The sequence below is a fragment of the Labrys sp. ALF-8 genome (genome assembly GCF_059699065.1).
The window spans coordinates 208,488-232,911 of sequence record NZ_AP048537.1 but is presented as its reverse complement, the minus strand read 5'-3'; the positions used below and the strand labels follow the sequence as shown (position 1 = coordinate 232,911).

Here is a 24,424-nt window from a genome sequence, read left to right as displayed (position 1 = left end):
CGCGCGCGCCCCTATCTCCTCCCGAGTACCCAGCCCAGCGCGGCACCCGCCAGCAGTCCGATGAGATGTGCGGCGAAGCTGATCTGCGGAAGAGCGAGATCTATTGCGGCCTGCAGCACCAGCACCATGCCCACCATGGTGAGGTTGCGCCGGTCGGCAATCGTCCGCGTGGCGAGGAAATCCGTCAGGCGCTGCAGGGCGATGGCGCCGAGCAGCGCGAAGATCGCGCCGGAGGCGCCCACGAGGACATTCGGCTCCGACAGGCCCGCCTCGGTCAACCCGACTACTCCGGCCATGGAGATCAGCCCGCCGACGGCGTAGACCACCGCCATGCGCCAGGTGCCCATGCCGATCTCCACAAAACGGCCGAGAACCCAGAGCGCGAACATGTTGCTGATCAGATGCTCCGACCCCGCATGCAGGAACATGGCGCTGACGAGTCGCCACCATTCGTGCTGGTCGACGACATAGGGCGGCCAGAGGGCCCCGAGATCCACGAGGTTGACGGTATCCTGGCTGTCGCCGCGAGAGACCTCCACGGCGAACATGAGGCAGTTGGCCATGATGAGAACATAGGTCAGGGGCGTGCGACGCCAGTCCGGCCGCCGGAGAGGCGCGTCCCGCCTCACGCGCGCCGCCATGAGGTCGAGCTGGTAGGCGGCTCCCGGTGACAGCAGCGGAGCCGCGTCGACCACCGGCCGCTCCAGGCGGGATACGATCATTTCCCGCTGGATATCGGTGAGTGACGACTGATCGACGCTCTCCAGCCGCCGCCGGGCTTCGTCGAAGCGTCCTGCAGCCTGCAGGGCGGTGGCGTACCAGAACGTCTTCGATACCGGCGGCAGGAGCCTAATGGTGGGCAGGAGCGCGTCGACGGCCGCCACCCGGCCGCAGAAGGAGAGCACCATCAGGATAGGCAACTGCGTTCGTCCCAATGTGGTGCGGTGGCCCAGATAGGTTTGCACGAGCGCATCGAGCTGCCCGGTCTCGCCCAGCGCGCGGATCGGAAAATTGATGCCATCGCCCGGCAGCGGCACGGGATTGGCGCGCAGGAATTCAACCACGCCGGGCCAGTCGTTGCGCTGCCTCAGGGTCTGGAGTTCGACCATCAGCGCCTGTGGCGGCGTGGCTCTGGCCTTTAGGCCGGCCATGGCATCGATGCGCCGTTGAGGGGTCGGCTCGGCCAGCGCGGCGAAGAGGCCTGCGGAGAAGCGGTTGTCGCGATCGGGTCGTAGCAGGGAGGCGAAGCGGGCGAATCTCGCGGCCTCCGTGCTTCGTCCCGCCAGCATTTCGCGACTGGCTCTCAGCATCAGGAGGCCCGGTGCGTAGACCAGGGCCAGCGCCAGGACCGTCAAAAAGCCATAGATGTCCGGCACAAGCCAGTAGCCTGCGGCAGCGACGAGGATCACCACGCTCAGTAGCGCGAACATGCGCCCGCTGCCGGGAACGCGGTGCGTTTCGTTGATCACCATCTGGCCGATCACGACGGCGGCGAAGGAGGCGGCGGATAGCGCCAGGAAAATCTGCAGATCCATGCGGCGCTTTTGCCGGAACTGCCGCCGGGCCGCAACTCGCCCATGGGCCGCCTTTCTTATGCACCGCAGTACAATCGGCCTTGCACGGCTTTTTCTTTATCTAAGGTGGCGGAACGGGCTATAGAGAGAAAAATTCTTTCATGTGACAGGTTGGTTATGGCGGAAAATCCGTCCGATATTGCAACGCTCAGCTTTGAAAAAGCGCTCGCCGAACTTGAACAGATCGTGCGCAGCCTCGAAGGCGGCAATGTGCCGCTGGAAGAATCCATCACGCTATTCGGAAGGGGCGAGCAGCTGAAGGCCCATTGCGACCGGCTTCTGAAGGTGGCTGAAGCCAAGGTCGACAAGATCCGTCTGGATGCCGAAGGCAAGCCAGCCGGCCTCGAACCCCTGCCCGAAGCCTGACCTCTCGCTCGGCTTCCACGGCTTCTCCGGTGAACACTTTGGCACACATTCCCTCTACACCACTGCTCGACACCATCCACACCCCAGCTGACCTCAGGCTCCTTCCCGAGGAAAAGCTCCTGCAGGTGGCGGATGAATTGCGCCAGGAAACCATCAGCGCAGTTTCGGTGACGGGTGGGCATCTGGGTGCGGGTCTCGGCGTGGTCGAACTGACGGTGGCCATCCATGCCGTCTTCAACACGCCCGAGGACCGCCTGATATGGGACGTCGGCCACCAGGCCTACCCCCACAAGATCCTGACCGGCCGGCGAGATCGCATCCGCACCCTCCGCCAGCCCGGGGGCCTCTCCGGCTTCACCAAGCGTAGCGAGAGCGAGTACGATCCCTTCGGCGCCGCTCATTCCTCCACCTCGATCTCGGCAGGCCTCGGCATGGCCGCCGCCCGTGATCTCGATGGCCGCAGCAACAACGTGATCTGCGTCATCGGCGACGGGTCGATGTCCGCCGGCATGGCCTATGAGGCCATGAACAATGCCGGCGCGCTCGGTTCCCGCCTCGTGGTCATCCTCAACGACAACGACATGTCGATCGCCCCGCCGGTGGGGGCGATGTCGGCCTACCTCGCCCGGCTCGTTTCCGGCGGCACGTACAAGAACCTGCGCGATTTCGGCAAGATGCTGGCCAAGCGCCTGCCGCGCTTCTTCTACGACAAGGCACGGCGCACCGAGGAGTTCGCCCGCGGTTTCTGGACCGGCGGCACGCTTTTCGAGGAACTCGGCTTCTACTATATCGGCCCGATCGACGGGCATAATCTCGACCATCTCCTGCCCGTGCTCAAGAATGTGCGCGACCAGGCCGATGGGCCGGTGCTGGTGCACGTCGTCACGCAGAAGGGCAAGGGATACGGCCCGGCGGAGGAATCCGCCGACAAATATCACGGCGTGGTGAAGTTCGACGTCATCACCGGGGCGCAGGTCAAGGCCAAGGCCAATGCACCGGCCTATACGCGTGTCTTTGCCGAAAGCCTGATCAAGGAGGCCGAGAAGGACGAGCGCGTGGTGGCCATCACCGCCGCCATGCCCTCGGGCACCGGGCTCGACCTCTTCCAGCAGGCGTTCCCCCAGCGGCTGTTCGATGTCGGCATCGCCGAGCAGCATGCGGTGACTTTCGCCGCAGGCCTCGCCAGCGAGGGCTACAAGCCGTTCTGCGCCATCTATTCGACCTTCCTCCAGCGCGGCTACGACCAGGTGGTTCACGACGTGGCGATCCAGAACCTGCCGGTGCGCTTTCCCATCGACCGCGCCGGCCTGGTAGGTGCCGATGGCGCCACCCATGCCGGCTCCTTCGACGTCGCCTATCTCGGCTGCTTGCCGAACATGGTTGTTATGGCGGCCGCGGACGAGGCCGAACTCGTGCACATGGTGGCGACGGCGGTGGCCTATGATCACGGCCCCATCGCCTTCCGCTATCCACGCGGCGAAGGGGTGGGCGTCGAGATGCCCGAGGTCGGCAAGCCGCTGGCGATCGGCAAGGGCAGGGTGCTGCGCGAGGGAACGAACATCGCGCTGCTGTCGCTCGGCACGCGCCTGGCGGAGTGCCTGAAGGCCGCCGAGGACCTGGCGGCGCTGGGGCTCTCAGCGACGGTGGCCGACGCGCGTTTCGCCAAGCCCCTCGATGAGGAGCTCGTCCTGAGGCTCGCACGTGAGCATGAGGTGCTTCTGACGGTCGAGGAGGGCTCGGTTGGCGGGTTCGGCAGTTTCGTGGCCCAGTTGCTCGCGGACGCCGGGGTCTTCGACCGCGGCCTGAAATTTCGCTCCCTGGTACTGCCCGACGTCTTCCTCGACCAGGACAAGCCCGAGACGCTCTATGCCCGCGCCGGCCTCGACGCGGCCGGGATCGTCGCCAAGGTTCTCTCTGTGCTGGGGCGCGACTCACTGTCTGGAGCGAAGCGCGCCTGATGCGCAGGCGGGCCGATGTGCTGCTCGTGGAACGCGGCCATTTCGACAGCCGCGCCAAGGCGCAGGCGGCCATCGCCGCGGGCCTCGTCAGCGCCGACGGCAAGCCGGTACGCAAGGCCTCCGAAACGCTGAAGCCTGATGTCCGCATCGAGGCCCAGCCGGCCTTTCCCTTCGTCTCTCGCGGCGGCGTGAAACTGGCCCACGCCATCGACGCCTTCGCAATCGCGGTCGAGGGGCGCGTGGCGCTCGATGTCGGTGCCTCCACGGGCGGTTTCAGCGACGTGCTGCTTCAGCGGAAGGCCGGGCGGGTCTATGCGGTGGATGTCGGGCGGGACCAGCTTCATCCCAGCCTGCGCGGCGATGCGCGCCTGATATCGCTGGAGGGGCATGATGCTCGCCAGCTCGACCGCGCCATCGTGCCGGAGGCAGTCGACCTCGTCGTCGCCGACGTCAGCTTCATCTCGCTGGCGCTGGTGCTGCCGTCGGCCCTTGCCCTCGCGAAGCCAAGGGCGGATCTTGCCGTCCTGATCAAGCCGCAATTCGAGGCGGGGCGGGATCGCATCGGCAAGGGTGGGGTGGTGAAGGACGAAGCGGTGCACGCCGAGGTATGCGAGCGCATCGCTTCGCTTGTGAAGAGGCTGGGCTGGGAGGTGCGCGGCATCGTGCCCTCGCCCATCGAGGGCGGTGATGGCAACAAGGAATTTCTCCTGGTTGCCGAAAGGGTTGGGTGATCGAAGCTGAGATTTGGATTCGGGCCGTTAAGGCAGGGGTTCAGCCGGCTGCGATCCTGCTTCAAGAAGTTGAGAAAGTGATTCATCAAACTGACACATCGGTTCAGCTCACTGTGGAGCGGCTCGGCCATCGCGGAGATGGCGTGGCCGAGGGGCCGGTCTTCGTGCCCTACACCCTCCCGGGTGAACGCATCGAAGCCGACGTCCATGGGGACCGCGGCCGTCTCGTCGCCTTGCAGGAGCCAAGCCCGGATCGTATCGCCCCCTTCTGCCCGCATTTCACCCGCTGCGGCGGCTGCGCCATCCAGCATCTGGCCGCGCCCGCCTATCAGGCCTGGAAGCGAAGCCTGGTGGTCGAAGCCCTCGGCCAGGCCGGTGTCGACGTTCCGGTCGAGGCCCTGGTCGATGCCCATGGCAGGGGCAGACGGCGCGCCACGCTGCATGCGCGCAAGGGCAAGGTCGGCTTCGCCGAGGCGCGCTCGCACGACCTGATCGATCTCAACGCCTGTCCCATCCTGGTGCCCGAACTCAATCGGGGGCTGGACGGAGTGAGAGCGTTCGAGAAGCAGTTGCGGGGGCTCGGCAAGCCCCTCGACATCGTGCTCACCGCGACCGTCACCGGGCTCGACTGCGACATTCGCGGGACGGGACGCATCGACGACAGGATGCGGCTGAAGCTGGCGGATCTCGCGGGAGAATTCGACCTCGCCCGCCTCTCCATCCACGGCGATGTCGTGATCGAGCGCCGTTCGCCAGTGGTGCGGTTTGCGGGCGTCGAGGTTTCGCCGCCTCCGGGCGCATTCCTGCAGGCGACCGAGGAGGCGGACAGGGCGCTCACGGCGCTCGTGCTCGAGGGGCTCGGGGGAACCAGACGCGTGGCCGATCTTTTCGCGGGCTGCGGCACCTTCGGCCTCGCGCTGGCAGCCACGCGCCATGTCCAGGCCTTCGATTCCGACAAGCCCGCCATTGCGGCGCTCGACAGGGCGGCACGACGGGCCCAGGGCCTGAAGCCCATCACCGCCACGGTCCGCGATCTCTTTCACCGTCCCCTGCTTGCGGACGAACTGAAGGCCTTCGACTCCGTTGTCTTCGACCCGCCGCGCGCGGGAGCGGAGGCCCAAAGCAGGCGTCTCGCCTCGGCCAGGCTCAAGCGTATCGTCGGTGTTTCCTGCAACCCCGCCACATTCGCGCGCGACGCGGCCATCCTCATCGCGGGCGGCTATCGCCTGACCAGGGTGACCCCCGTCGACCAGTTCCGCCATTCCGCGCATGTGGAACTGGTGGGCGTGTTCGAACGCTGACGGCAAGTGGGCGGAAGAGCCTCTCTTAAAAAGGCGCGGCATCACAGGCGTCGGGATTCCCGCGCTTTTTCGGGCAGGCTGCCACGAGCGGTATCGAGGCGCGGACCTGTCGCCACTTGCATCCCGCCGGGCCTCTCCTTACCAAGTGAGGCTCCGGTTGAATGCGCGGATGGAATGTCATGGCCGAGTCCTCCTCACTGCCCACCGCCCTCATCGTCATGGGCGTCTCAGGCTCAGGCAAGAGTACGGTCGGGGAGAGCCTCGGCGACCGGCTCGATTGGCCTTTCCGCGATGGTGATTCCTTCCACTCGCCTGCCAATGTCGCCAAGATGCATGCCGGTATTCCGCTCACCGACGAGGATCGCTGGCCCTGGCTCGCTGCGATTGCCGCGTGGATCGCCGAACTGAGAAGGCAGGGCCGCCACGGTATCGTCGCATGCTCGGCGCTCAAGCGGACCTACCGCGACGCCCTGCGCGACGGCCACGACGATGTGTGCTTCGTCTATCTCGACGGCTCGAAAGAACTGATCGCCGCCCGCCTTGCCAGGCGCAAGGACCATTTCATGCCATCGAGCCTGCTAGACAGCCAGTTCGCGACGCTCGAGCCGCCCGGCCCTGACGAGGGGCCGATCACGGTCTCGATCGACCAGGAGCCCGCAGGGATCGTAGCGGACGCGATGCGAAACTTGTCGTGAGCCGAGGAAGACTTGAGGCCGGCTCAATGAATTTAGGAAATTGTCGAGGTAACCAACCATGGCCGTTGAGATTTCTTCCGACCTTCTGGCCCGCTTCGCTGCCATTGTCGGCAGCAGATATGCCATTTCGGACGTCGACGACCAGCAGCCCTTCCTGAAGGAGTGGCGGGATCGCTATCACGGCAAGACGCCCCTGGTCCTGCTGCCGGGATCGGTCGAGGAAGTATCCGCCATCCTCGAACTGGCCGACGAGACGGGTACGCCGATCGTACCCCAGGGGGGCAATACCGGCCTCGTGGGCGGGCAGGTGCCGCATGCCACGGGAAACGAACTGCTCGTCTCCCTCAGGCGGCTGGACAGGATCAGGGCTGTCGATCCAGACAGCAACACCATGGACGTCGAGGCAGGCGTGACGCTGCAAAGGGTCCAGGAGGCGGCCGATGCGGCGGGGCGCTTCTTCCCGCTTTCGCTGCCCTCGGAAGGCAGTTGCACCATCGGCGGCAACATCGGCACCAATGCCGGAGGCACTGGCGTGATCGCCTATGGCAATACGCGCGACCTCGTGATGGGCCTGGAAGTGGTGCTGCCGGGTGGGCGCGTCTGGCACGGCATGCGCCATCTGCGCAAGGACAACACCGGCTACGACCTGCGGAACCTCTTCATCGGGGCGGAGGGCACGCTCGGGATCGTCACGGCTGCCGTGGTGAAGCTCTTCCCCAAGCCGCGCTCGGTAGGGACCGCCTTCATCGGTGTCGACAGCCCGGCGAATGCGCTCAACCTGCTGCATGAGGCACGCGCCAATGGCGGGGGCACCGTCACCGCTTTCGAACTGATGCCGCGCCTGGGCATCGATTTCGTGGTGCGCCACGTTCCCGGTGCCCGTGATCCGATCGCTGCCAAATATCCCTGGTACGTGCTCCTCGAAGTCTCCACGCAGGCGGAGGGGGGAGTGGGCGAGGCCCTGGAGGGCATGCTCATGGCTGCCTACGAGAAGGGCTACGCCGGGGATGCCGTGATCGCTTCCTCGCTGGAGCAGGCCGCCGATTTCTGGCGCCTGCGCGAGCAATTGTCGGAGACGCAGAAGTTCGAGGGTGGCTCGATCAAGCACGACGTCTCCGTGCCGATCCGCCTGGTGCCGGCCTTCCTCGACAAGGCAGTCGCCGCCGTGGAGGCCTTCATTCCAGGCTCGCGTCCACTGCCTTTCGGCCATCTCGGGGACGGCAACATCCATTTCAACGTGTCCCAGCCAGTCGGCGGCGACAAGAAGGCGTTCCTGGACAAGTGGGAGGCGACCAACGCGGTCGTGCATGGGATCGTCGCCGAGTTCCATGGCTCGATCTCCGCCGAGCACGGCATCGGCCAGTCCAAGCGCGCCTTGCTGCCCGGCGTGAAGGATCCCGTGGAGATGGAGATGATGCGCTCGATCAAGGCGACGCTCGATCCCAAGGGCATCATGAATCCCGGCAAGGTCCTGTAGCGCCGTTTCCGCCGCCATGCTGCCGCATTGGCGCTAATAGTTTCGGTTTCCCACGACGGCCTTTTCCCAATCGGCGGGTGGACTTGATGAGGAGGCATTCATGCTGCAGGCATGCCTGAACGGGAACAGGGCACGCGGTTTCCATCCGGCGATCGCCTGCACGCCGGCCGAGCTTGCCACGGACGCGCGGGCAGCCATTGAGGCAGGGGCGAAGGAACTGCATGTCCATCCGCGCGGGGTCGACGGCGAGCAGAGCCTGGAGCCTCACGATGTGGGCAATGCGCTCCTGGCGATCCGTGAGAGCGTTCCCGGCACTCCCGTCGGCATCTCGACTTTGTGGGATATCAGGCCCGGTGGTCGGGCACGCCAGGCGCCGATACGTGAATGGCGGATCCTGCCGGACTATGTCTCCGTCAATCTCATTGAGGAGGATGCGCCCGAGATCATGGCACTGATGATCGGGCGGGGCATCGGCATCGAGGCGGGGCTGTGGTCGGTCGCCGATGCGCTGCGCTTCGTGGCGCTTCCCGCAGCCGAACGCTGCCTGCGGATTCTCGTCGAGATCAACGAGCAGAACGCCGCGGAGGGTCTCGAGGCAGCCCGCGACATCCTCGCCGTCCTGGCGGGCTCGAGGCTTCGCCTGCCCATTCTCCTGCATGGCGCGGATCGGACGATGTGGCCGCTGCATGAAGAGGCGATGCGGCGAGGCCTCGACCGCCGCATCGGCCTTGAGGACGGAGCCACCTTGCCCAATGGCAGGCTCGCGGCCGACAATGCCGATCTCCTGCGCGCCGCCGTGGCCTTGGCGGCCGGCAGGCCCTGACCGCCGTCAATCCTCGTCCGGCGCGCTCCGGCTCACGCAGCCACCCCGGCGATGAAGGCCGCTGTTCTGCGTGTCCGGTGCATCGACGCTCGCCCCATAGCTGCGCGTGCACAGCGTCTCGCCGCGCTCGTCCGCGTTGTAGGTGGCGCTCCCGACGCTGACGCCGGCCGAACAGCCCGAAAGTGCGACGGCGAGGAACAGGGCTGTTATGGCTGGCTTCATGATTGTTCTTCCTTTTCAGGTATTTCGAGACGAAATCTCGTCCTGTATATGCGGTCCGTCATTGCCGACCTTATTGACATGGGGCGCAATGCGCACGAGTTCAAGCAGATCCTCGGGTGGCGGGCGCAGCAGCTCTGCGGCTTCTTCGGGCTTTGCCAGCGGGTCGAGCCAGAGCGATGTCGCTCCCCGCTCGATCAGCACCGGGCTGCGTTCGCCGATCGCTGCCAGCGTGCCATTGGCGTCCGTGGTGAGGATGCCAACCGTGTCGATCTCGCTGCCGTCCATGCCCGACCAGGTTTCCCATATCGCCGCCAAGGCGAGAAGGCCGCGGTCGGGGCGGCGCAGCAGAAAGGGTTGCCTGCTGCGGTCCGCATTCCGCCACTGGTAGAACCCGTCCGCCGGCAGCAGGCAGCGCCGTCGCACGAAGGCATTGCGGAAGGACGGCTTCTCCCGCACCGTTTCGGACCGGATGTTGATCAACAGCGGATAGCTGGCAGTGTCCTTGATGAAGCCGGGAATGAAACCCCAGCGCATCAGGGTGAAGTGGCGTGCCGAGAAATCGGCATGCACCACCGCCACCGGCTGGCTGGGGGCGATGTTGTAACGCGGCGGGAAGTCCGGCTTCTCGACATAGCCGAACCAGTCGCGCACCTTCTCGGGCGGGTGGGTGAGTGCAAAACGGCCGGTCATCGTCTCGATAGTGGTTGCCTGGACGCGTGCCCGTGCGAATAGTGTCGCCATGACAGATGCCAGCCGATCGTATCCCTCCCGTCCGATTCTCGCAGCCAGCGTCGCCATCTTCCGGGATGGCAGGGTCCTGCTCGGAGAGCGGGCGCGATCACCGGGGCAGGGCCTGTTTTCGCTGCCGGGAGGCGTTGTGGAACTCGGCGAGACGCTGGAGGAGGCGGCGCGGCGCGAGGTACGCGAGGAGACCGGATTGGACGTCGATATCGTGGGCTTCGTGCGCCACAACGAGGTCGTCTACCGCGACAAGGACGGCGTGGTGCACCGGCATTTCGTCATCGCCGTTTTTGCCGCCCGGTCGCCGGAGGGCGAGCCAGAGGTAAGCGAGGAGACCCTCGCATTTCGCTGGGCCGATCCCGCAACCCTCGATGGCCTGCCGGTAACCGACCGCCTGGCGGAGATCGTCGCCGCCGCCAGGGCCTTGCTGCCATGAGACTTCGCTCCCTTGTCCCTGGTGGCCGCATGGCCGCTCCGCGTCCCCGGGTGGCGGCCTTGACCCTCGCGTTGATGCTCGGCGCGGTGCCTCTCGCCGCAAGTGCGCAGACGTCACCCCAGGCCGTCCCGCAGCCTCCGCCTTACGAGCCCCAATTGCTGCGCCTGTCCGAGCTCATGGGCGCGCTGCACTATCTGCGGGCTCTGTGCGGCTTTGCGGATGCGCCGGCCTGGCGAGACAAGATGAATGCCCTCATTGACGGGCAGGGCCTCGACCAGGCCGGGAAGGAACGCTACGCCGGTGCCTTCAATCGCGGCTATCGCGCCTATAGCGAGACCTATCGCAGTTGCAACGAGGCCGCCGCCAAGGTGATCCGTGCCTATCTCACCGAGAGCGGTGCGATCATCAAGGATCTCGATTCGCGCTATGGCCGTTAACGATTAATTCCGAAGTGTCTATTCCCGGGACGCGGGCGTGCTATGGTTCCGGCTCGTCCACGGCCGGCGCCGTGGCAGGAATCCGACATGTACGATCGCGTCTCCCAACTGAAACTTCAATTCGCCGCGGACGATGCCCGGCGGGCGGCGCTCGACTACCTGCTGCAGGCTTGGGAAGAGGCCATCCTCGACGGCATCGACGCCGATTGCGTCGCCAATGCGGCGCTGTTCACGGCCTTCAAAGAACTGGTGGCGACCTATGGCGAGGAGCCCGTCGCCCGCTTCGCCGAACGCCTGCCCGAGCGCGTGCGCAGCGGCGAATTTACATCCAAGGGTATTCATCAATAGAACGTGACGGATGCGTCCCGGCCCGAGGCGAGATGCGACATTCGCAATCGCCGCCGTCTATGGTTAGGGTACCTTCCGGCGAACGCCGTGATTCGCCTGTTGCCGGATGATGCTCGCCATGCGCCGAATTGCTACTGCCGTAACCGGCCTCGCTCTGCTGCTCGGTGTCATGCCGGCCTTGGCTGCCAATGACGCAACGCAGAACGCGCCGGGAACTCCGCCCTCCGTCAGCACGCAGACGCCCACCACCACTGTGACGCCGCCGGCCAGCGATGACAATGCAGCCTCGCAGGCCTTGCCGCAGGTATTCTATGGCGATGCCGACCTGCCGGCGCCGGTGAAGGATTTGCGCCAGAAGCTGCTGGCAGCGATCAAGACGGGCGAACTGGAATCGCTGCGCCCGATCATCAACGCCAATGGCGAGACGCCCGAGCTTTCGGGAGGCGACAGCGACGATCCGATCGCCACCCTGAAGCTGCTGGCGGGCGATCCCAAGGGGCGGGAAATCCTCGCCATCATGGAGGATGTGCTGGAGGCAGGCTATGTGCATGTGGATGTCGGTACGCCCCAGGAGGCCTATGTCTGGCCCTACTTCGCGCGCTATCCGCTCGACAAGCTCACAGGCCCGCAGATGGTGGAGCTATTCCGCCTGATCACCGCCGGCGATTTCCAGGACATGCAGGACAAGGGCGTCTATTCCTTCTACCGCCTCGGCATCAGCCCGGACGGCAAATGGCAGTTCTTCGAAGACGGCGATTGAGCCCGGCGCAGAGCGTCGTCCCGGAACCGTCATCCTTCGGGACGGTCTTCTCCTGAAATACAGCCAGGAGCCGGCGGCCGCGCCGTGCTTATGCGTGCATCAACGTTGCGACGTGCACGCCGGCCGATCGTGCCAGGGCGGTGAGATCGTAGCCACCCTCCAGCACGGAGACGACTCGCCCTCCCGCCGTCTTGTCGGCGATCTGCATCAGCGCGGTGGTGGCCCAGGCATAGTCTTCCTCGACGAGGTTCAGACTGCCGAGCGGATCGCGGGCGTGGGCATCAAAGCCGGCCGAGATGAGGATCATGTCGGGAGAGAAGTCGAGGATGCGGGGCAGGATCAGGGCGTTCATCGCCTCGCGGAACTCGGCGCCGCCTTGACCGGCGCGCAGCGGCGCATTGACGATGGTGTCGGCCTCGCCCGTTTCACTGCGGGCGCCGGTGCCCGGATAGAGCGGCATCTCGTGGGTGGACGCGTAGAGGACGCTCGGATCCTTCCAGAAGATCGCCTGCGTGCCGTTGCCGTGATGGACGTCGAAGTCCATGATCGCGATGCGGCCGGCTCCGTGCGCCCTCTGGGCGTGACGGGCGGCGACCGCGACATTGTTGAAGAAGCAGAAGCCCATGGCGCGCTTCGGCTCGGCATGATGGCCCGGCGGGCGCGATGCGCTGAAGGCATTCCTGGCCCTGCCTTCCATCACGCGGTCAACGGCCAGCATGGCGCCGCCCGCCCCGCGCATGGCCGCCTCGAAGCTCCCGGGCGACATCGAAGTGTCGCCGTCGATCTGGACGAGCCCCTCGTCGTCATGCGGGCTCAGGCGCTGCAGGGTCTCGATGTAGGTGAGGGGATGGCACGCCTCGATCGCCTCGAAGGTCGCTTCCGGCGCGAGCTCGCGCTCGAGCCCCTCGAACAAGGGGTCGGCAAGCATGGCCTCCACCGCAAGGATGCGATCGACTCTTTCAGGATGCCCGCGCGGCGTCTCGTGGCGGGAGTAGGCCGGATGCGTGACCAGGAGCGTTGTCATTCAGCGTGGAACCCGTTGCGTCTGCCGGCGCCTTCCATCCTGGCGGATCGAAGGCGTCCAGGCGTCTTTCCTTGCCGCATTTCCTTCACGCGAGATTTCGCTCCGCTTGAAGAAGATGCCTCAGAACGTGCTTTGCCCGATCACAACGCCGGGAGGCGGCGCTGGTTCGTCCGGCACGAAGAAGTCAGGGGCGAGCGTTTCCCCGGGGATCGCCCGGTAGGGTTCGAAATCCGTGATGCCTTCGCCGCTCAGGAACGAATCGTCGATAAGAAAATTGCCCGAAAAAGTGACCGGCTTATGAAAGATGCGATAGGCCGCATCGGCCAGGATATCGGGCTTGCGCGAGCGGCGCATCAGCGCCTCGCCTCCCAGAATGTTCTTGATGGCGGCCGTGGCGATCGTGGTGCGCGGCCAGAGCGCGTTCACGCCGATCTGACCGCGCGTCTCGCCGGCGAGGCCGAGCACCACCAGGCTCATGCCGAATTTCGCCATCGAATAGGCCGTGTGCGGGGCAAACCACTTTTCCTTCATGTCCAGCGGTGGAGACAACATGAGGATATGCGGCCTTTCCGCCTTGGCGAGATAGGGAAGTGCCGTTTTCGATACAAGAAACGTGCCACGGGCGTTGATCTGGTGCATCAGATCGAACCGCTTCATCTCGATATCCGCCACCTTGCTCATCTGGATGGCGGAGGCATTGTTGACGACGATATCGATGCGGCCGAAATGGGAGGCCGCCTTCTCGAACGCGGACTTGACACTCTCCTCGTCCCGCACGTCCACGACCAGCGGCAGGGTCTTGCCGCCAGCCGCCTCGATCGCCTCTGCTGCGGTATAGATCGTGCCCTCAAGCTTGGGGTGCGGCGTTTCCGTCTTTGCGGCAATCACGATGTTAGCGCCGTCCTTGGCCGCCTTCAGGCCGATGGCGAGCCCGATGCCGCGCGAGGCGCCGGTGATGAAGAGTGTCTTGTTCGCGAGGGACATGAAGGCTCCTGTCAGAAAACCGTTTCGAGGCCGGCGGCGACATAGCCGCTCACGGCGCTGATTGCGAGGCCTTCGGACTGTGGCGAAAGCTGCGTGGCGTAGAAATGGGCGGTGTCGATGCGCAGGCGATTGGCGGGAAGGTGGGGGTCGATGGCCGCCGCCGCGAGCGCTTCCTTCGCCACGACCACGCCGCCCGCGGCGATGGCGAACAGGCGAAGGTACGGCGTCGCGCCCGCCAGGGCATCTTCCTGGCGCTCGTGCCTGGCCAGCATGTAGGCGGTGGCCCGTTCGAGCGCATCGACTGCTTTTCCAAGCAGGGGAGCCAAGGCGACGAAACGTGCGTTGGCGCCAACAGTCTCGATCGAAGCGCGCAGGCCGGCGATGAAGGCGGCGACCACCTGGCCTTCGCCGAGCGGCACCTTGCGGGTGGCTAGGTCGATGGCCTGGATGCCGTTGGTGCCCTCGTAGATCGCGGCGATACGGGCGTCGCGGAAATGCTGCGCAGCGCCGGTCTCCTCGATATAGCCCATGCCGCCGTGCACCTGGACACCGAGGGAGGCGACCTCGTTGCCGACATCGGTCGAGAAGGCCTTGGCGACCGGCGTCAGCAGGGCGGCGAGATCAGCAGAAAGTCTACGCTTGGCGACATCGCTTTCGCGATGAGAGCGGTCGATGGCTTCCGCAAGCTGGTAGCAGAGGCCTCGGGCCGCGACCGTCTTGGCACGCATTTCCATCAGCATGCGGCGGATGTCGGGATGCTCGATGATCGGGCTCATCGGGCCTTCACGCCACAGGGGACTCTTGCCCTGGCGCCGTTCGCGGGCATAGGCGAGGGCTTGCTGATAGGCGCGCTCGGCAATGGCGACACCCTGCAGGCCGACCGCCAGGCGCGCATTGTTCATCATGGTGAACATGCAGGCGAGGCCCTTGTGCTCCTCCCCGACGAGGTAACCGGTTGCCCCGCCCTCGTCGCCGAACACCATCACGCAGGTCGGCGAGGCATGGATACCGAGCTTGTGCTCCACGCCGGAGCAGAAGGCATCGTTGCGCTTGCCGGGATTGCCATCGGCGTCGGGGAGATATTTCGGCACCAGGAACAGGGAGATCCCACGCGTTCCCGGTGGTGCGTCGGGCAGGCGGGCGAGCACGAGATGCACGATGTTCGACGTCAGGTCATGGTCGCCATAGGTGATGAATATCTTCTGGCCGAAGATGCGGTAGGTGCCGTCATCGCGACGCTCCGCCCGGGCGCGCAACGCTGCAAGGTCCGAACCGGCCTGCGGCTCGGTAAGGTTCATGGTGCCCATCCACTCTCCGCTCACCAGCCGGGCGAGGTAGGTCTCGCGGATTGCGGGCGTCGCATGGGCCGACAGGGCCTCGACGGCGCCGATGGTCAGCACCGGCCCTATGCCGAAGGCCATGGAAGCCGAGTTCCACATCTCGATGCAGGCCGCATTGAGGAGAAGTGGCAAGCCCTGGCCGCCGAAGTCGGTCGGCCCGGAGAGACCATTCCAGCCTGCCGCGCTCCAGTCGGCATAGGCTTCCCGCCAGCCGGGCGCCGTCACCACGCCCTGTTGTTCCAGCCGAACGCCCGCGAGGTCACCCTCCCGGTTGAGCGGGGCGATGCGCTCCGTCGCGAAGCGGCCGGCTTCCTCCAGCACGGCGTCGACGAGATCCGGCGTGGCCTCGGGGTAGATGCCCTCGGCCTGCATGCCATCCAGATTGGCCACATGTCGCAGGCAGAAAGCGATGTCGGCAACGGGCGCTTGATAGGTCATTCGTGTGTTCTTGTACTCGGTTGCGCGCCTTCAAGCTTGACGGAATGCGCGTCCGGGGGCAATGCCGCATCATGGATCGATCAACAGAACTGAGCTGGATGCACGCGGCTCCCCTCGGCGGGGCGGTCGTGAGGCCCTCGCGCGACCGCCGGGCCGGACCGGTGTCCTGCAACCATCGATCCGATGACGCCCACTGGAGAATCGCAGGAATCCCGGCCTTTCCGCCATTATGGGGCTTGCCCCCACGACAGACGGAGGCGCTCCCTCCCGGGGAAGCACGACGGGATGCCCGGACCGAGCCCGGGCATGGGGGAGCCGGTAGCTCTTCCGGTCGTCACGTTGTGGCTCCTTGCCGCTTCCTGCAACGCTTCGGGGAGGTATCCGCATGAGCCACGCCACACTCCACCTCGGCACCGATTCACCCGCCATCGCCGAAGCCGCGCGCCTCCTGGCGCAAGGAGGCCTCGTCGCCTTTCCGACCGAGACGGTCTACGGCCTGGGGGCGGACGCCACCAATGGCCGTGCGGTCGCCGGCATATACACGGCGAAGGGGCGGCCGCGCTTCAATCCGCTGATCGCCCATCTGGCCTCCTTCGCTCTCGCACGCGGGCAAGGCGTCTTTTCGCCGGCTGCAACGCGCCTGGCCGAGGCGTTCTGGCCAGGCCCTCTCACGCTGGTGGTTCCAAAGGCACCGGCCTGCGCGGTCTCCGAGATCGCCACCGCCGGTCTGGACAGCGTAGCCCTGCGCGTTCCCGATCATCCCGTCGCCCATGCGATCCTGGCGGCCGTCGGCAGGCCGGTCGCCGCGCCGTCGGCCAATCGCTCGGGGCATGTAAGCGCCACCACCGCCGCTCACGTGGCCGCCGATCTCGACGGCCGTATCGACGCGATCGTGGATGGCGGCAGCACGCAGGTGGGGGTCGAGTCGACAATCCTGTCCTGCCTCGGCGAGCGCGTCGCCATGCTCAGGCCGGGCGGCCTTTCGCGCGAAGCAGTGGAAAACGTTCTCGGCTTTCCCCTCGCCGAAGGGCCCGAAGGCTCGGGCGACGAACCCATCGCTCCCGGCATGCTGACCTCGCACTATGCTCCGCGGGCGCATGTGAGACTGGATGCCGAAAGTCCACGGCCCGGCGAGGCCTGGCTCGGCTTCGGCGGCGATGGCGCCGATGGTGCCGCGGTGTCGGCCAATCTCAGTGCGGCGAGCGATCTCACCGAGGCGGCTGCCAATCTGTTCGGCATGCTGCGGGCGCTGGACCGTCCCGGCATCAGCGCCATCGCGGTGGCGCGGATTCCCGCTCATGGCCTGGGCGAGGCCATTCGTGATCGCCTTGAAAGGGCGGCTGCCGAGCGGTGACGGTTGCCGGCCTCGAAGAAGAGGCGCGGGCATGGAGGGCAGGATCGGGGCAGGCATTCGACTCCCGGGGGTAAACGCTTCCTCGGTACATCCGAAATAATACAGAAACATGCCGTTGCGCATAATTGCGGTTGAACTAATCTAGACGCGGAAGCGTCTAGGGGAGACGTGGCGATTGACCGCCCGCCGTACGTAACGGAAAGAAGCCGGATGCCGCATCATATACTCGTCGCCTGCATGCCGAAGTCGGCATCGACTTTCGTTTCCACGGCCCTGGGAGCGGCTGCGGGACTGGAAAAAGTCGAGCTGGTGCCCGAGTATGGACGGCGCGAGCAGGAGTTGTGCGAGATCCGCTTGGCGGAATATTCGAAGCTTGGCTACGTCGCCCAGCATCACACCAAGCATAGCAAGTGGACCGAGCAGCTATGCAACGAATATCGAGTATCGATGATCGTGCTGGTGCGCAGCCTCTTCGATATCGTCATCAGCATGCGTGATCACATTCACCGGGAGAGTCCGGTCAATACGATGTTCTATCTCGAAAAGAAGCATGTCTCTCAAGACGATGCCGAGATGGAACGTATGATCGTGATCCTCGGCATTCCCTGGTACATCAATTTCTATCTTGGTTGGCGTGACTGTAGGAACGCTCGGATATTCGCCTATGAGGATGTCATCGCCTCTCCGGAAAAAGCCATAGGCGAGATGCTGTCGTTTTCGGGTGTGCCCGCGCGCCAGCAGCGGATTGCGGTCGGCATAGAGGTCGCGAGCGGGGAGGGTACCCGCGTCAACGTGGGCAAGACCGGTCGCGGGCGCAGCCTGCAATCCTCCACCGTCTCGATGATCATGGAGATGCTCTCCATGTATCCCGAGATCCAGGATGACGCCTATGTGCAGGCGATGAGGGCGCAGGCGGCGGAGATCCTTGCGTCAAGGTCCGACGAGGGCGAGGCGGCCTTGCCGATTGCCGCGCCGGCTCCTTGTCTGAAGTCGGCGTCGAGCCAGCCTTTCAAGGAGCGGATGCAGCGCTTCGTCCGGCGCAAGGTCAGGCTGTTCGGGGGCACGCGCAACCAGTTCACGGCGGTCGGCCTGCTCACCCTGGCCTCCGCTTATTTCTCGCTTCTGCCCGAACTCATACCGAATTCGCTGGCGGGCGGTCGCGTGGACGATTTTCTGGTGCCGGCTATATGTGTGTTCTTCGCCGCGAGGCTGCTGACACGGATCAAGATCAGGCGGGTGCCGGTAACCAGGAGACGCTGAATGGCACCGGATGGCGGTGTTGCCCGCCACCCGGATTTGCTGGTCGTATCAAGCCGCAATCAGGCTATCGGCCGGCACATAGGCCAGACCGTGCGCCTCCGCGACCGGCTGGCAGGTGATCTTGCCGCCGGCGACGTTGAGGCCGTTGCGCAGATGGGCGTCCTCGCGGAGCGCCTTCTTCCAGCCTTTGTCGGCCAGGGCTACGGCAAAGGGCAGCGTGACGTTGTTGAGCGCGAAGGTCGAAGTGCGTGCGACGGCGCCGGGCATGTTGGCAACGCAGTAATGCACCACGCCGTCGACGACATAGGTCGGGTGGGAATGGGTGGTCGCCTTCGAGGTCTCCACGCAGCCGCCCTGGTCGATGGCGACATCGACGATGACCGCACCGGGCTTCATGGTCTTGACCATGGCATGGCTCACCAGCTTGGGCGCTGCAGCGCCCGGTACCAGCACGGTGCCGATGAGGAGATCGGCACGCTGAACCAGTTCCTCGATGGCCGAGCGGGTCGAGAATACGGTCGAGATCGAGGTGCCGAACTGGGCGGCAAGGCGCTTGAGGGCTTCGGCGGAGCGATCGACCACCGTGACATTGGCGCCCATGCCCACCGCGATGGTGGCCGCGTGAGTGCCCGAAACGCCTCCGCCGAGGATCACGACTTCCGCCGCCGGCACGCCGGGGACGCCGCCGAGCAGGATGCCGCAGCCTCCCTGAGCCTTCTCCAGGCTGTGGGCGCCTACCTGGGGCGCGAGGCGTCCCGCGACCTCCGACATCGGCGTGAGAAGGGGAAGCGCACCGTTGTTGGAGGTGACCGTCTCATAGGCGATGCAGATCGCCCCGGAGGCTGCGAGGTCGCGCGTCTGCTCCGCATCCGGCGCGAGATGCAGATAGGTGAACAGAATCTGGTCGGGTCGCAGCTTCTTGCGTTCCGCGGAGAGCGGCTCCTTCACCTTCACGATCATCTCGGCCTCGGCGAAGATCCGGTCGGGATCCTCGACGATGGTGGCGCCGGCGCCCCGGTAGTCGTCGTCCGACAGGCCCGCTCCCACTCCGGCGCCGGCCTCGATCAGGACCTTGTGCCCGTGGTGCACCAGTTCCGCCACGGATGAGGGGATCAGCCCCACCCGGAATTCATTGTCTTTGATCTCTTTGGGAACGCCGATCAGCATTACCGCCTCCTGAATGTCGCGGCCTTTCTCGTTTTGGAAGGCCGTTTTCGAAAGCGTATGATGGCCGGTAAATTGTGCAATTTCTCGCCGAAATTGCTGGTGTTTCAATAAACCTATCGCATATTATTCGACGTATTTCTCAAACAGACGCATGAAATGTCAAAACCTCCAGCCGACCTCGACAGGCGCGATCGCGCCATCCTGAGCCTGCTTCAGGAGGATGGTCGTCTGAGCAATGTGCAGCTTGCCGAAAGGGTCAATCTCTCGCCTTCGGCGTGTCTGCGAAGAGTGAAATTGCTGGAGGAGCGGGGGCTCATCGCCCGCTACGTCATGCTGCTGAACGAAAAGGCGGCCGGGCTTGCAGGCGTGGCCTTCGTGCTGATCACGTTGGACCAGCAAGGCCGCGGCGCGCTCGATACGTTCGAAGCCGCGATCCAGCGCCATCCCGAAGTCACTGAATGTTGCCTGCTGGCGGGAGCGGCCGACTACATGGTGCGCGTCGCCTATGCCGACGCCGCCGACTTCGAGCGTATCCACACCGAGATCCTGACCCAGTTGCCCGGTGTGGTGCGTGTGCAGTCGACCCTGGCCCTTCGCAGCGTGAAGAAGACCACGGCGCTGCCGGTGTGAGTCCGGGGGCAGCCCATTCTTGAGCCGTCACCCTCGAGGCAGGGAAGAAGGAGGAGAATGCCCGTGCACCTGGCAGACCTAGAGCAAAGCGCGTTTAGGTAGAAACGCCGCTTTGCTCCAGCTCTTTGTTTTTCGACGCGTCTTTGCGTTTTTTGCCGACTCCGTCAAAATACAAAACGCTCTAAACGGTCTCCGTTCCCTTGATCTCGATCCCGAAGCCTGAGAGGCCGATATAGGTGCGCGGCTTGGTGGAGAGCAGCTTGATCGAGGTGACGTCGAGGTCGCGCAGGATCTGGGCGCCAAGACCGACCTCGCGCCATTGTTCGGTGCGCAGGGCCTCGGAGCCGAGTTCCGAGCCATGGGTCACGGTCGGCACGCCTACCGAGCCGTCGCGCAGATAGATAATGACGCCGCGTCCGGCTTCCTTGAACTTGGTGAGGGCGTTGTTGAGCGTGCGGGCGCCACCAAAAATGTCCGTCACCACATCGGCGCGGTGAAGGCGGGTCGGCACGTTCTCGCCGTCTCCGACCTTGCCATAGACGAAAGCGAGATGCTGCACGCTGTCGAAGGGGGTGGTGTAGGCATGCGCGGTCAGGGGACCGATATCGCTCTCGACCGTGAAGGTGGACACGCGTTCCACCAGCTTCTCGCGCGCCTGGCGATAGGCGATGAGATCGGCGATCGAGACGAGGTGCAGACCATGCTTCTCCGCGAAGGCGGAGACTTGCGGCCCGCGCATCACGGTACCGTCGTCATTGGCAAGTTCGCAGATTGCCGCCACCTGAGGCTGGCCGGCGAGCTTGCACAGGTCGGTGGCCGCTTCCGTATGGCCCGAACGCATCAGCACGCCGCCATCCTTGGAGACCAGCGGAAAGATGTGACCGGGGCGCACGAAGTCGTTGGCGCCCATGTTGCCATTGGCCAGTGCGCGCACCGTGTTGGCCCGCTGTTCGGCGGAGATGCCGGTGGTGAGCCCGTGGCGCACGTCCACCGAGACGGTGAAGGCGGTGCCGAGAGGGGCGTCGTTCTGCGAAACCATCGGATCGAGACGCAGGCGCTTGGCTTCCGTTTGCGTCAGGGGAGCGCACACGATGCCGCAGCAATTGCGGATGATGAAGGCCATCTTCTCAGTGGTCAGATGAGCGGCGGCGATGATGAGGTCGCCTTCGTTCTCGCGGTCGTCGTCATCGACCACGACGACGATTTCGCCGCGCGCAAAGGCCTCGATGGCGGCCTGGATCTTCTGGTGGGACACGGAAGTCTCCTTGGGGATTTCCCGGACCGGGGCGAGCCCCAGAAAGTCGTTGGGGGTGACGCTGCCGCCCGTGGCCTCGGCGATGCGCGCGGCGGTCTCACGCGAGATCCAGGCGCTGTCGTCGTTGCACAGGGCGGTGATGCTCGCAGGCGACAACCCCACCGTCTTGGCGAAGGCGCTGCGTGGTGTTGCGGTCTGCTTGAGCCAGGCATCGAGTTTCATGCCCGGGAAGGTAGGCACGCCACGATTTAATTGCAACTGAAAACGAAGAAAATTTCAGTAATACTGAAAAACGAGTTTGAAGGGTGGTCGCATCAGGCGGGACTGCGATCCTGAAATATCAAGTATCCCAGCGGAAGCTGCGTTTCCAGGGCAGCCGAGACTGCAGTTCCGATCGGCTGCGTCGCGAACTAGATTCCCACGAGCGACCGGATAGCCGGCATGGCATAGTGGAGAGCGAGCCCGACCGCGACACCGGCGAGAAAGGTCCCGACATAAAGCCATAGCGCCGTGTCATGATGCCATGCGGCCGGCTTCTCGTTCCGCAGCTTAAGCATCATGGAGAGGGGAAGGGGTTCCCGCGCGATGGGGGCGAGGGCGGCATGCAGCGCTTCGCTCTGGCGTTGCCAGGCTGCGGCGCGCTCGTTTCCCTGCGGATCGGCTTCAAGCGCCTCGCGGGTTTCCCGCTCGACGCGCGGCGACAGGCGTCCATCGATGAGGGCATTGAAGACGCGGTCGGGTATCCGGGCGGAATCGTTCATTTCACGATCCGCAGCACGGCGTGACGTTCGCCGTCGACCTGGCGGGCAAATGCAGCCCTTGCGCGCGTGAGCCGGGCAATGAAGGTTTCCTCGCGCAGTGCCAGCACCGAGGCGGCTTCTTCATAAGGCATGCCCTCGACGCTGATCAGCGCCAGCACCTCGCGGTCCGGCAGGCCGAGACGCTCGAAGGCGCGCAATATGTCGGGGGGCTGGGTCGCGCCGACGCCGGCCTTCGCCATAAGGCGCTGTGGCCTGGTGTTAGCCTCCCGTTCCTCGAGGTCGCGGCGGCGGGCGATGATTACGGTGAGGAGGCGGTGATAGTCGAGGCGTTTGCCGTCATGGCTGGAGAGGGCTTCGAGGACCAGGGCGTCGGCACTTTCGGAATCGCGGCAGAGCGCCCGGGCAAAGCGCCTCAGGCGCTGGACGATCATTTCAACTTGCTGGCCCATCGGTCGATCCTCCGGCCCTTCCGGCTTGCCGCTTCTGCGAACGGATAGGCCGGTACTTCGAGGGTACGCGGAGCCCCTCTACCATGCGTCACATCATACTGCGGCGCTTTGTCATGGCCAAGTATTTTGGTCGGCCCCCGAAAGCGCTGCGTGTCCTAGAAACCGGGCATGGTTATCAGCGTGCTCAGGAGCAGCAGCGCCAGGCCAAGAGCGAAGACCAGGAGTGCGAGGCTGGCCTCCAGCGTGCGAACGGCAACCGCCGCGCCGAAGCTCTGTGGGGCAGCCATGCGCACGGCAAGGCTCTTTGCGGTGACGGCGACGGTGGCGATGATCGCGATGGTGAAGGCCGTGCCGAGACCCATCACGAAGGTCGAGACAACCCCGACGCCGTAGATGCCGAGCTTCCAGGTCAGGACCAGCACCACCAGCGCGCCCGTGCAAGGCCTGAGACCGGCGAGCAGGATCGCCCGGATATTGTTGCGCCGGGCGAGCGGCGTGTCGGTCGGCAGTGCGAGGTGCCCGCAATTCTCGTCATGCGTGTGCACGCTGGCGCCGGGCAGGCCGTAGCGGTCGGCAATGAGGCCCCACAGCGCCCGGCCCTTGCGCCAGAGCAGCCAGGCCCCGACCGCCATGACCATCGCGTTGGAAAGCCGCTCCAGGGCGAGCGTGGTGTTGTCCATGGTGGCCGAGGTGGCGTTGAGCAGCCCGGCGAGGACTGTGACGATGACGACGGCGGAGACGGCCTGCGCCAGCGCGAACGCCCCCGAGAGCAGGATGCCGCGCTTTACTGCCTCCTCGTTGGCGAAGAGATAGGAGGAGATCACCGCCTTGCCATGGCCGGGACCGGCGGCATGGAAGACCCCATAGATGAAACTCGCCGTGACGAGCCCCCAGCCGAGTGTGCCGTTCTGCTTGGCCGCCACCACCAGCTGGTTGATCTCGCGATTGAACTGGGCGGTCTGAAAGTAGAGCCAGACGAAGAAGGGGTTGTCGTTCAGGAAGGCGGGCAGGCTCGGCTCCGGCTGGGTGACCCCGAACGGCGAGGCGCGCTGGGCCCAGGCCTGTCCCGCAGCCAGCAGCAGCGAAAGGCCGGACCATGCCAGAACAAGCGCGAGCCGTTTCCTGCTTCGACCGGCCGCGAAAGCCGCCCTGGGGAAGCGGCGCCCGGCCTGGAATTCATGACGCTCGCCCCGGCGTCGCCGTAGCACGGGCACCCTCACGGGCAATTCACCTGGATGTTGTTGGCGAACTTGGCGCCGAAATCCTTGTTCTCGTCGAGGGCGCTGAAATAGGCCTCATCGAGCTGGAGCGCCGCCTGCTTCTGGGAGTCGCTCGGTGGCTTGGGCCGGATCACGTTGAGGGCACAGCCCTGCGGTGCCCCGGCGATGCTGACGGGATTCTGCTCGGCCAGGTCGAAGGCCACGTAATAGGTGGGATCATAGATCTGGATCGCCAGAGCCTTCTGCCCCTGCTTCTGTGGCGAGGAGAGCGGAAGGAGGAAGTGCAGCGTCAGCACATTGTTGGCATAGGAGAGGTAATAGTCGACCGGCGGGCGGAACAGCAGTTCCTTGCCGCCCAGCTTGGCAAAAGTGAAGTAGCCGAAATCCTTGAGGTTCTCGACATTCGTCTCGGCGAGCGGCGCCAGGGCTTCGCGCGTGTAGCTGCCGTCGGCGCTCTGCTGCATGCCTTGCGTGGCATAGGAGGAGAAGGCCTCGTCGAAGGTCCAGTTCTGCTTCACGCCCGTAACTCGGCCTTGGTCGTCATAGACGACCTCGCTGACCGAGGTGACGAAGACGTGGGGATGGGCATTTGCGGTGCCGGCGAGGCAGCAGAGCAGGAGTGTGCCGAGAAACAGGGCGCGCATGGAATGTCCGGAATCAACAATCAGGCGAA

The 24,424-nt window shown here is 65.2% G+C and carries 26 protein-coding genes; 14 read left to right on the top strand and 12 right to left on the bottom strand.

From position 1 onward, the window contains the following. Nucleotides 1-11: 11 nt before the first annotated feature. Nucleotides 12-1,535: a rhomboid family intramembrane serine protease gene (locus tag AC6H34_RS01205; protein WP_497537641.1), complete on the bottom strand. Its 1,524-nt coding sequence runs from the start codon at nucleotides 1,533-1,535 to the stop codon at nucleotides 12-14. A 156-nt stretch (nucleotides 1,536-1,691) separates the two neighbouring features. Between AC6H34_RS01205 and AC6H34_RS01200 the strand changes: the two genes are divergently transcribed. The 7 genes from AC6H34_RS01200 to AC6H34_RS01170 all read left to right on the top strand — a co-directional run bounded on the left by AC6H34_RS01200 (nucleotide 1,692) and on the right by AC6H34_RS01170 (nucleotide 8,925). Beyond that, entirely contained in the window at nucleotides 1,692-1,940 is a 249-nt protein-coding gene (locus tag AC6H34_RS01200; RefSeq protein WP_448146538.1) for an exodeoxyribonuclease VII small subunit, read from the top strand. A gap of 29 nt (nucleotides 1,941-1,969) precedes the next feature. Then, entirely contained in the window at nucleotides 1,970-3,898 is a 1,929-nt protein-coding gene (dxs, locus tag AC6H34_RS01195; RefSeq protein WP_497537640.1) for a 1-deoxy-D-xylulose-5-phosphate synthase, read from the top strand. Beyond that, nucleotides 3,898-4,629: a TlyA family RNA methyltransferase gene (locus tag AC6H34_RS01190; protein WP_497537639.1), complete on the top strand. Its 732-nt coding sequence runs from the start codon at nucleotides 3,898-3,900 to the stop codon at nucleotides 4,627-4,629. Before dxs ends, AC6H34_RS01190 begins: the two co-directional genes overlap by 1 nt. Nucleotides 4,630-4,706: 77 nt before the next feature. After that, nucleotides 4,707-5,930, top strand: a complete 1,224-nt coding sequence (locus AC6H34_RS01185) for a class I SAM-dependent RNA methyltransferase (protein ID WP_497537638.1) — start codon at nucleotides 4,707-4,709, stop codon at nucleotides 5,928-5,930. A 179-nt stretch (nucleotides 5,931-6,109) separates the two neighbouring features. Continuing rightward, nucleotides 6,110-6,625, top strand: a complete 516-nt coding sequence (locus AC6H34_RS01180) for a gluconokinase (protein WP_497537637.1) — start codon at nucleotides 6,110-6,112, stop codon at nucleotides 6,623-6,625. 58 nt (nucleotides 6,626-6,683) lie between these two features. Next, nucleotides 6,684-8,102, top strand: coding sequence for an FAD-binding oxidoreductase (locus AC6H34_RS01175; protein WP_448146543.1), 1,419 nt, complete (start codon nucleotides 6,684-6,686; stop codon nucleotides 8,100-8,102). A 100-nt stretch (nucleotides 8,103-8,202) separates the two neighbouring features. Beyond that, nucleotides 8,203-8,925: a 3-keto-5-aminohexanoate cleavage protein gene (locus tag AC6H34_RS01170; RefSeq protein ID WP_497537636.1), complete on the top strand. Its 723-nt coding sequence runs from the start codon at nucleotides 8,203-8,205 to the stop codon at nucleotides 8,923-8,925. A gap of 6 nt (nucleotides 8,926-8,931) precedes the next feature. Here the strand turns inward: AC6H34_RS01170 and AC6H34_RS01165 are convergent, their stop codons facing one another. Beyond that, a complete protein-coding gene (locus AC6H34_RS01165) occupies nucleotides 8,932-9,147 on the bottom strand; it encodes a hypothetical protein (protein WP_448146545.1) in 216 nt (71 codons plus the stop codon). Between the two features lie 15 nt (nucleotides 9,148-9,162). Continuing rightward, nucleotides 9,163-9,888, bottom strand: coding sequence for an SOS response-associated peptidase (locus AC6H34_RS01160; RefSeq protein WP_448146546.1), 726 nt, complete (start codon nucleotides 9,886-9,888; stop codon nucleotides 9,163-9,165). Here AC6H34_RS01160 and AC6H34_RS01155 point away from each other — a divergent pair. The 4 genes from AC6H34_RS01155 to AC6H34_RS01140 all read left to right on the top strand — a co-directional run bounded on the left by AC6H34_RS01155 (nucleotide 9,887) and on the right by AC6H34_RS01140 (nucleotide 11,869). Beyond that, nucleotides 9,887-10,324, top strand: a complete 438-nt coding sequence (locus AC6H34_RS01155; RefSeq protein WP_448146547.1) for an NUDIX hydrolase — start codon at nucleotides 9,887-9,889, stop codon at nucleotides 10,322-10,324. The two genes, AC6H34_RS01160 and AC6H34_RS01155, sit on opposite strands and share 2 nt — an antisense overlap. Before the next feature lie 29 nt (nucleotides 10,325-10,353). Continuing rightward, nucleotides 10,354-10,761 carry a TIGR02301 family protein gene (locus AC6H34_RS01150; RefSeq protein WP_448146548.1) on the top strand — a complete coding sequence of 136 codons (408 nt, stop codon included), beginning with the start codon at nucleotides 10,354-10,356 and terminating at the stop codon, nucleotides 10,759-10,761. An 87-nt stretch (nucleotides 10,762-10,848) separates the two neighbouring features. After that, nucleotides 10,849-11,109 carry a hypothetical protein gene (locus tag AC6H34_RS01145; RefSeq protein WP_448146549.1) on the top strand — a complete coding sequence of 87 codons (261 nt, stop codon included), beginning with the start codon at nucleotides 10,849-10,851 and terminating at the stop codon, nucleotides 11,107-11,109. Nucleotides 11,110-11,227: 118 nt separating this feature from the next. Beyond that, nucleotides 11,228-11,869 (top strand): hypothetical protein, encoded by a 642-nt coding sequence (locus AC6H34_RS01140; RefSeq protein ID WP_448146550.1) that lies wholly within the window; start codon nucleotides 11,228-11,230, stop codon nucleotides 11,867-11,869. An 88-nt stretch (nucleotides 11,870-11,957) separates the two neighbouring features. Here the strand turns inward: AC6H34_RS01140 and AC6H34_RS01135 are convergent, their stop codons facing one another. The 3 genes from AC6H34_RS01135 to AC6H34_RS01125 all read right to left on the bottom strand — a co-directional run bounded on the left by AC6H34_RS01135 (nucleotide 11,958) and on the right by AC6H34_RS01125 (nucleotide 15,655). After that, nucleotides 11,958-12,893 carry a histone deacetylase family protein gene (locus AC6H34_RS01135; protein WP_448146551.1) on the bottom strand — a complete coding sequence of 312 codons (936 nt, stop codon included), beginning with the start codon at nucleotides 12,891-12,893 and terminating at the stop codon, nucleotides 11,958-11,960. 120 nt (nucleotides 12,894-13,013) lie between these two features. Further along, nucleotides 13,014-13,877, bottom strand: coding sequence for an SDR family oxidoreductase (locus AC6H34_RS01130; protein WP_497537635.1), 864 nt, complete (start codon nucleotides 13,875-13,877; stop codon nucleotides 13,014-13,016). An 11-nt stretch (nucleotides 13,878-13,888) separates the two neighbouring features. Beyond that, a complete protein-coding gene (locus tag AC6H34_RS01125; protein ID WP_497537634.1) occupies nucleotides 13,889-15,655 on the bottom strand; it encodes an acyl-CoA dehydrogenase family protein in 1,767 nt (588 codons plus the stop codon). A gap of 385 nt (nucleotides 15,656-16,040) precedes the next feature. Between AC6H34_RS01125 and AC6H34_RS01120 the strand changes: the two genes are divergently transcribed. Both AC6H34_RS01120 and AC6H34_RS01115 read left to right on the top strand, forming a co-directional pair. After that, the gene (locus AC6H34_RS01120; RefSeq protein ID WP_497537633.1) at nucleotides 16,041-17,009 is read left to right on the top strand and encodes an L-threonylcarbamoyladenylate synthase; all 969 of its coding nucleotides are present in this window, start codon (nucleotides 16,041-16,043) and stop codon (nucleotides 17,007-17,009) included. A gap of 210 nt (nucleotides 17,010-17,219) precedes the next feature. After that, nucleotides 17,220-18,269 (top strand): sulfotransferase family protein, encoded by a 1,050-nt coding sequence (locus AC6H34_RS01115; RefSeq protein WP_497537632.1) that lies wholly within the window; start codon nucleotides 17,220-17,222, stop codon nucleotides 18,267-18,269. Nucleotides 18,270-18,317: 48 nt separating this feature from the next. Here the strand turns inward: AC6H34_RS01115 and ald are convergent, their stop codons facing one another. Further along, the gene (ald, locus tag AC6H34_RS01110) at nucleotides 18,318-19,436 is read right to left on the bottom strand and encodes an alanine dehydrogenase (protein ID WP_497537631.1); all 1,119 of its coding nucleotides are present in this window, start codon (nucleotides 19,434-19,436) and stop codon (nucleotides 18,318-18,320) included. 156 nt (nucleotides 19,437-19,592) lie between these two features. Between ald and AC6H34_RS01105 the strand changes: the two genes are divergently transcribed. After that, nucleotides 19,593-20,066, top strand: coding sequence for an Lrp/AsnC family transcriptional regulator (locus AC6H34_RS01105; protein ID WP_448146556.1), 474 nt, complete (start codon nucleotides 19,593-19,595; stop codon nucleotides 20,064-20,066). A 181-nt stretch (nucleotides 20,067-20,247) separates the two neighbouring features. On the opposite strand, the gene ribB is transcribed toward AC6H34_RS01105, so the two are convergent. The 5 genes from ribB to AC6H34_RS01080 form a co-directional block, all read right to left on the bottom strand. Next, nucleotides 20,248-21,543: a 3,4-dihydroxy-2-butanone-4-phosphate synthase gene (gene ribB, locus AC6H34_RS01100; RefSeq protein WP_448151244.1), complete on the bottom strand. Its 1,296-nt coding sequence runs from the start codon at nucleotides 21,541-21,543 to the stop codon at nucleotides 20,248-20,250. A gap of 188 nt (nucleotides 21,544-21,731) precedes the next feature. Beyond that, nucleotides 21,732-22,082, bottom strand: coding sequence for an anti-sigma factor family protein (locus AC6H34_RS01095; protein WP_497537630.1), 351 nt, complete (start codon nucleotides 22,080-22,082; stop codon nucleotides 21,732-21,734). After that, nucleotides 22,079-22,531, bottom strand: a complete 453-nt coding sequence (locus AC6H34_RS01090) for a sigma factor-like helix-turn-helix DNA-binding protein (RefSeq protein ID WP_448146558.1) — start codon at nucleotides 22,529-22,531, stop codon at nucleotides 22,079-22,081. Before AC6H34_RS01090 ends, AC6H34_RS01095 begins: the two co-directional genes overlap by 4 nt. A 155-nt stretch (nucleotides 22,532-22,686) precedes the next feature. Further along, nucleotides 22,687-23,751, bottom strand: a complete 1,065-nt coding sequence (locus AC6H34_RS01085; protein WP_497537629.1) for a nickel/cobalt transporter — start codon at nucleotides 23,749-23,751, stop codon at nucleotides 22,687-22,689. After that, nucleotides 23,748-24,395, bottom strand: a complete 648-nt coding sequence (locus AC6H34_RS01080) for a DUF1007 family protein (RefSeq protein ID WP_448146560.1) — start codon at nucleotides 24,393-24,395, stop codon at nucleotides 23,748-23,750. Before AC6H34_RS01080 ends, AC6H34_RS01085 begins: the two co-directional genes overlap by 4 nt. Between the last annotated feature and the right edge of the window lie 29 nt (nucleotides 24,396-24,424).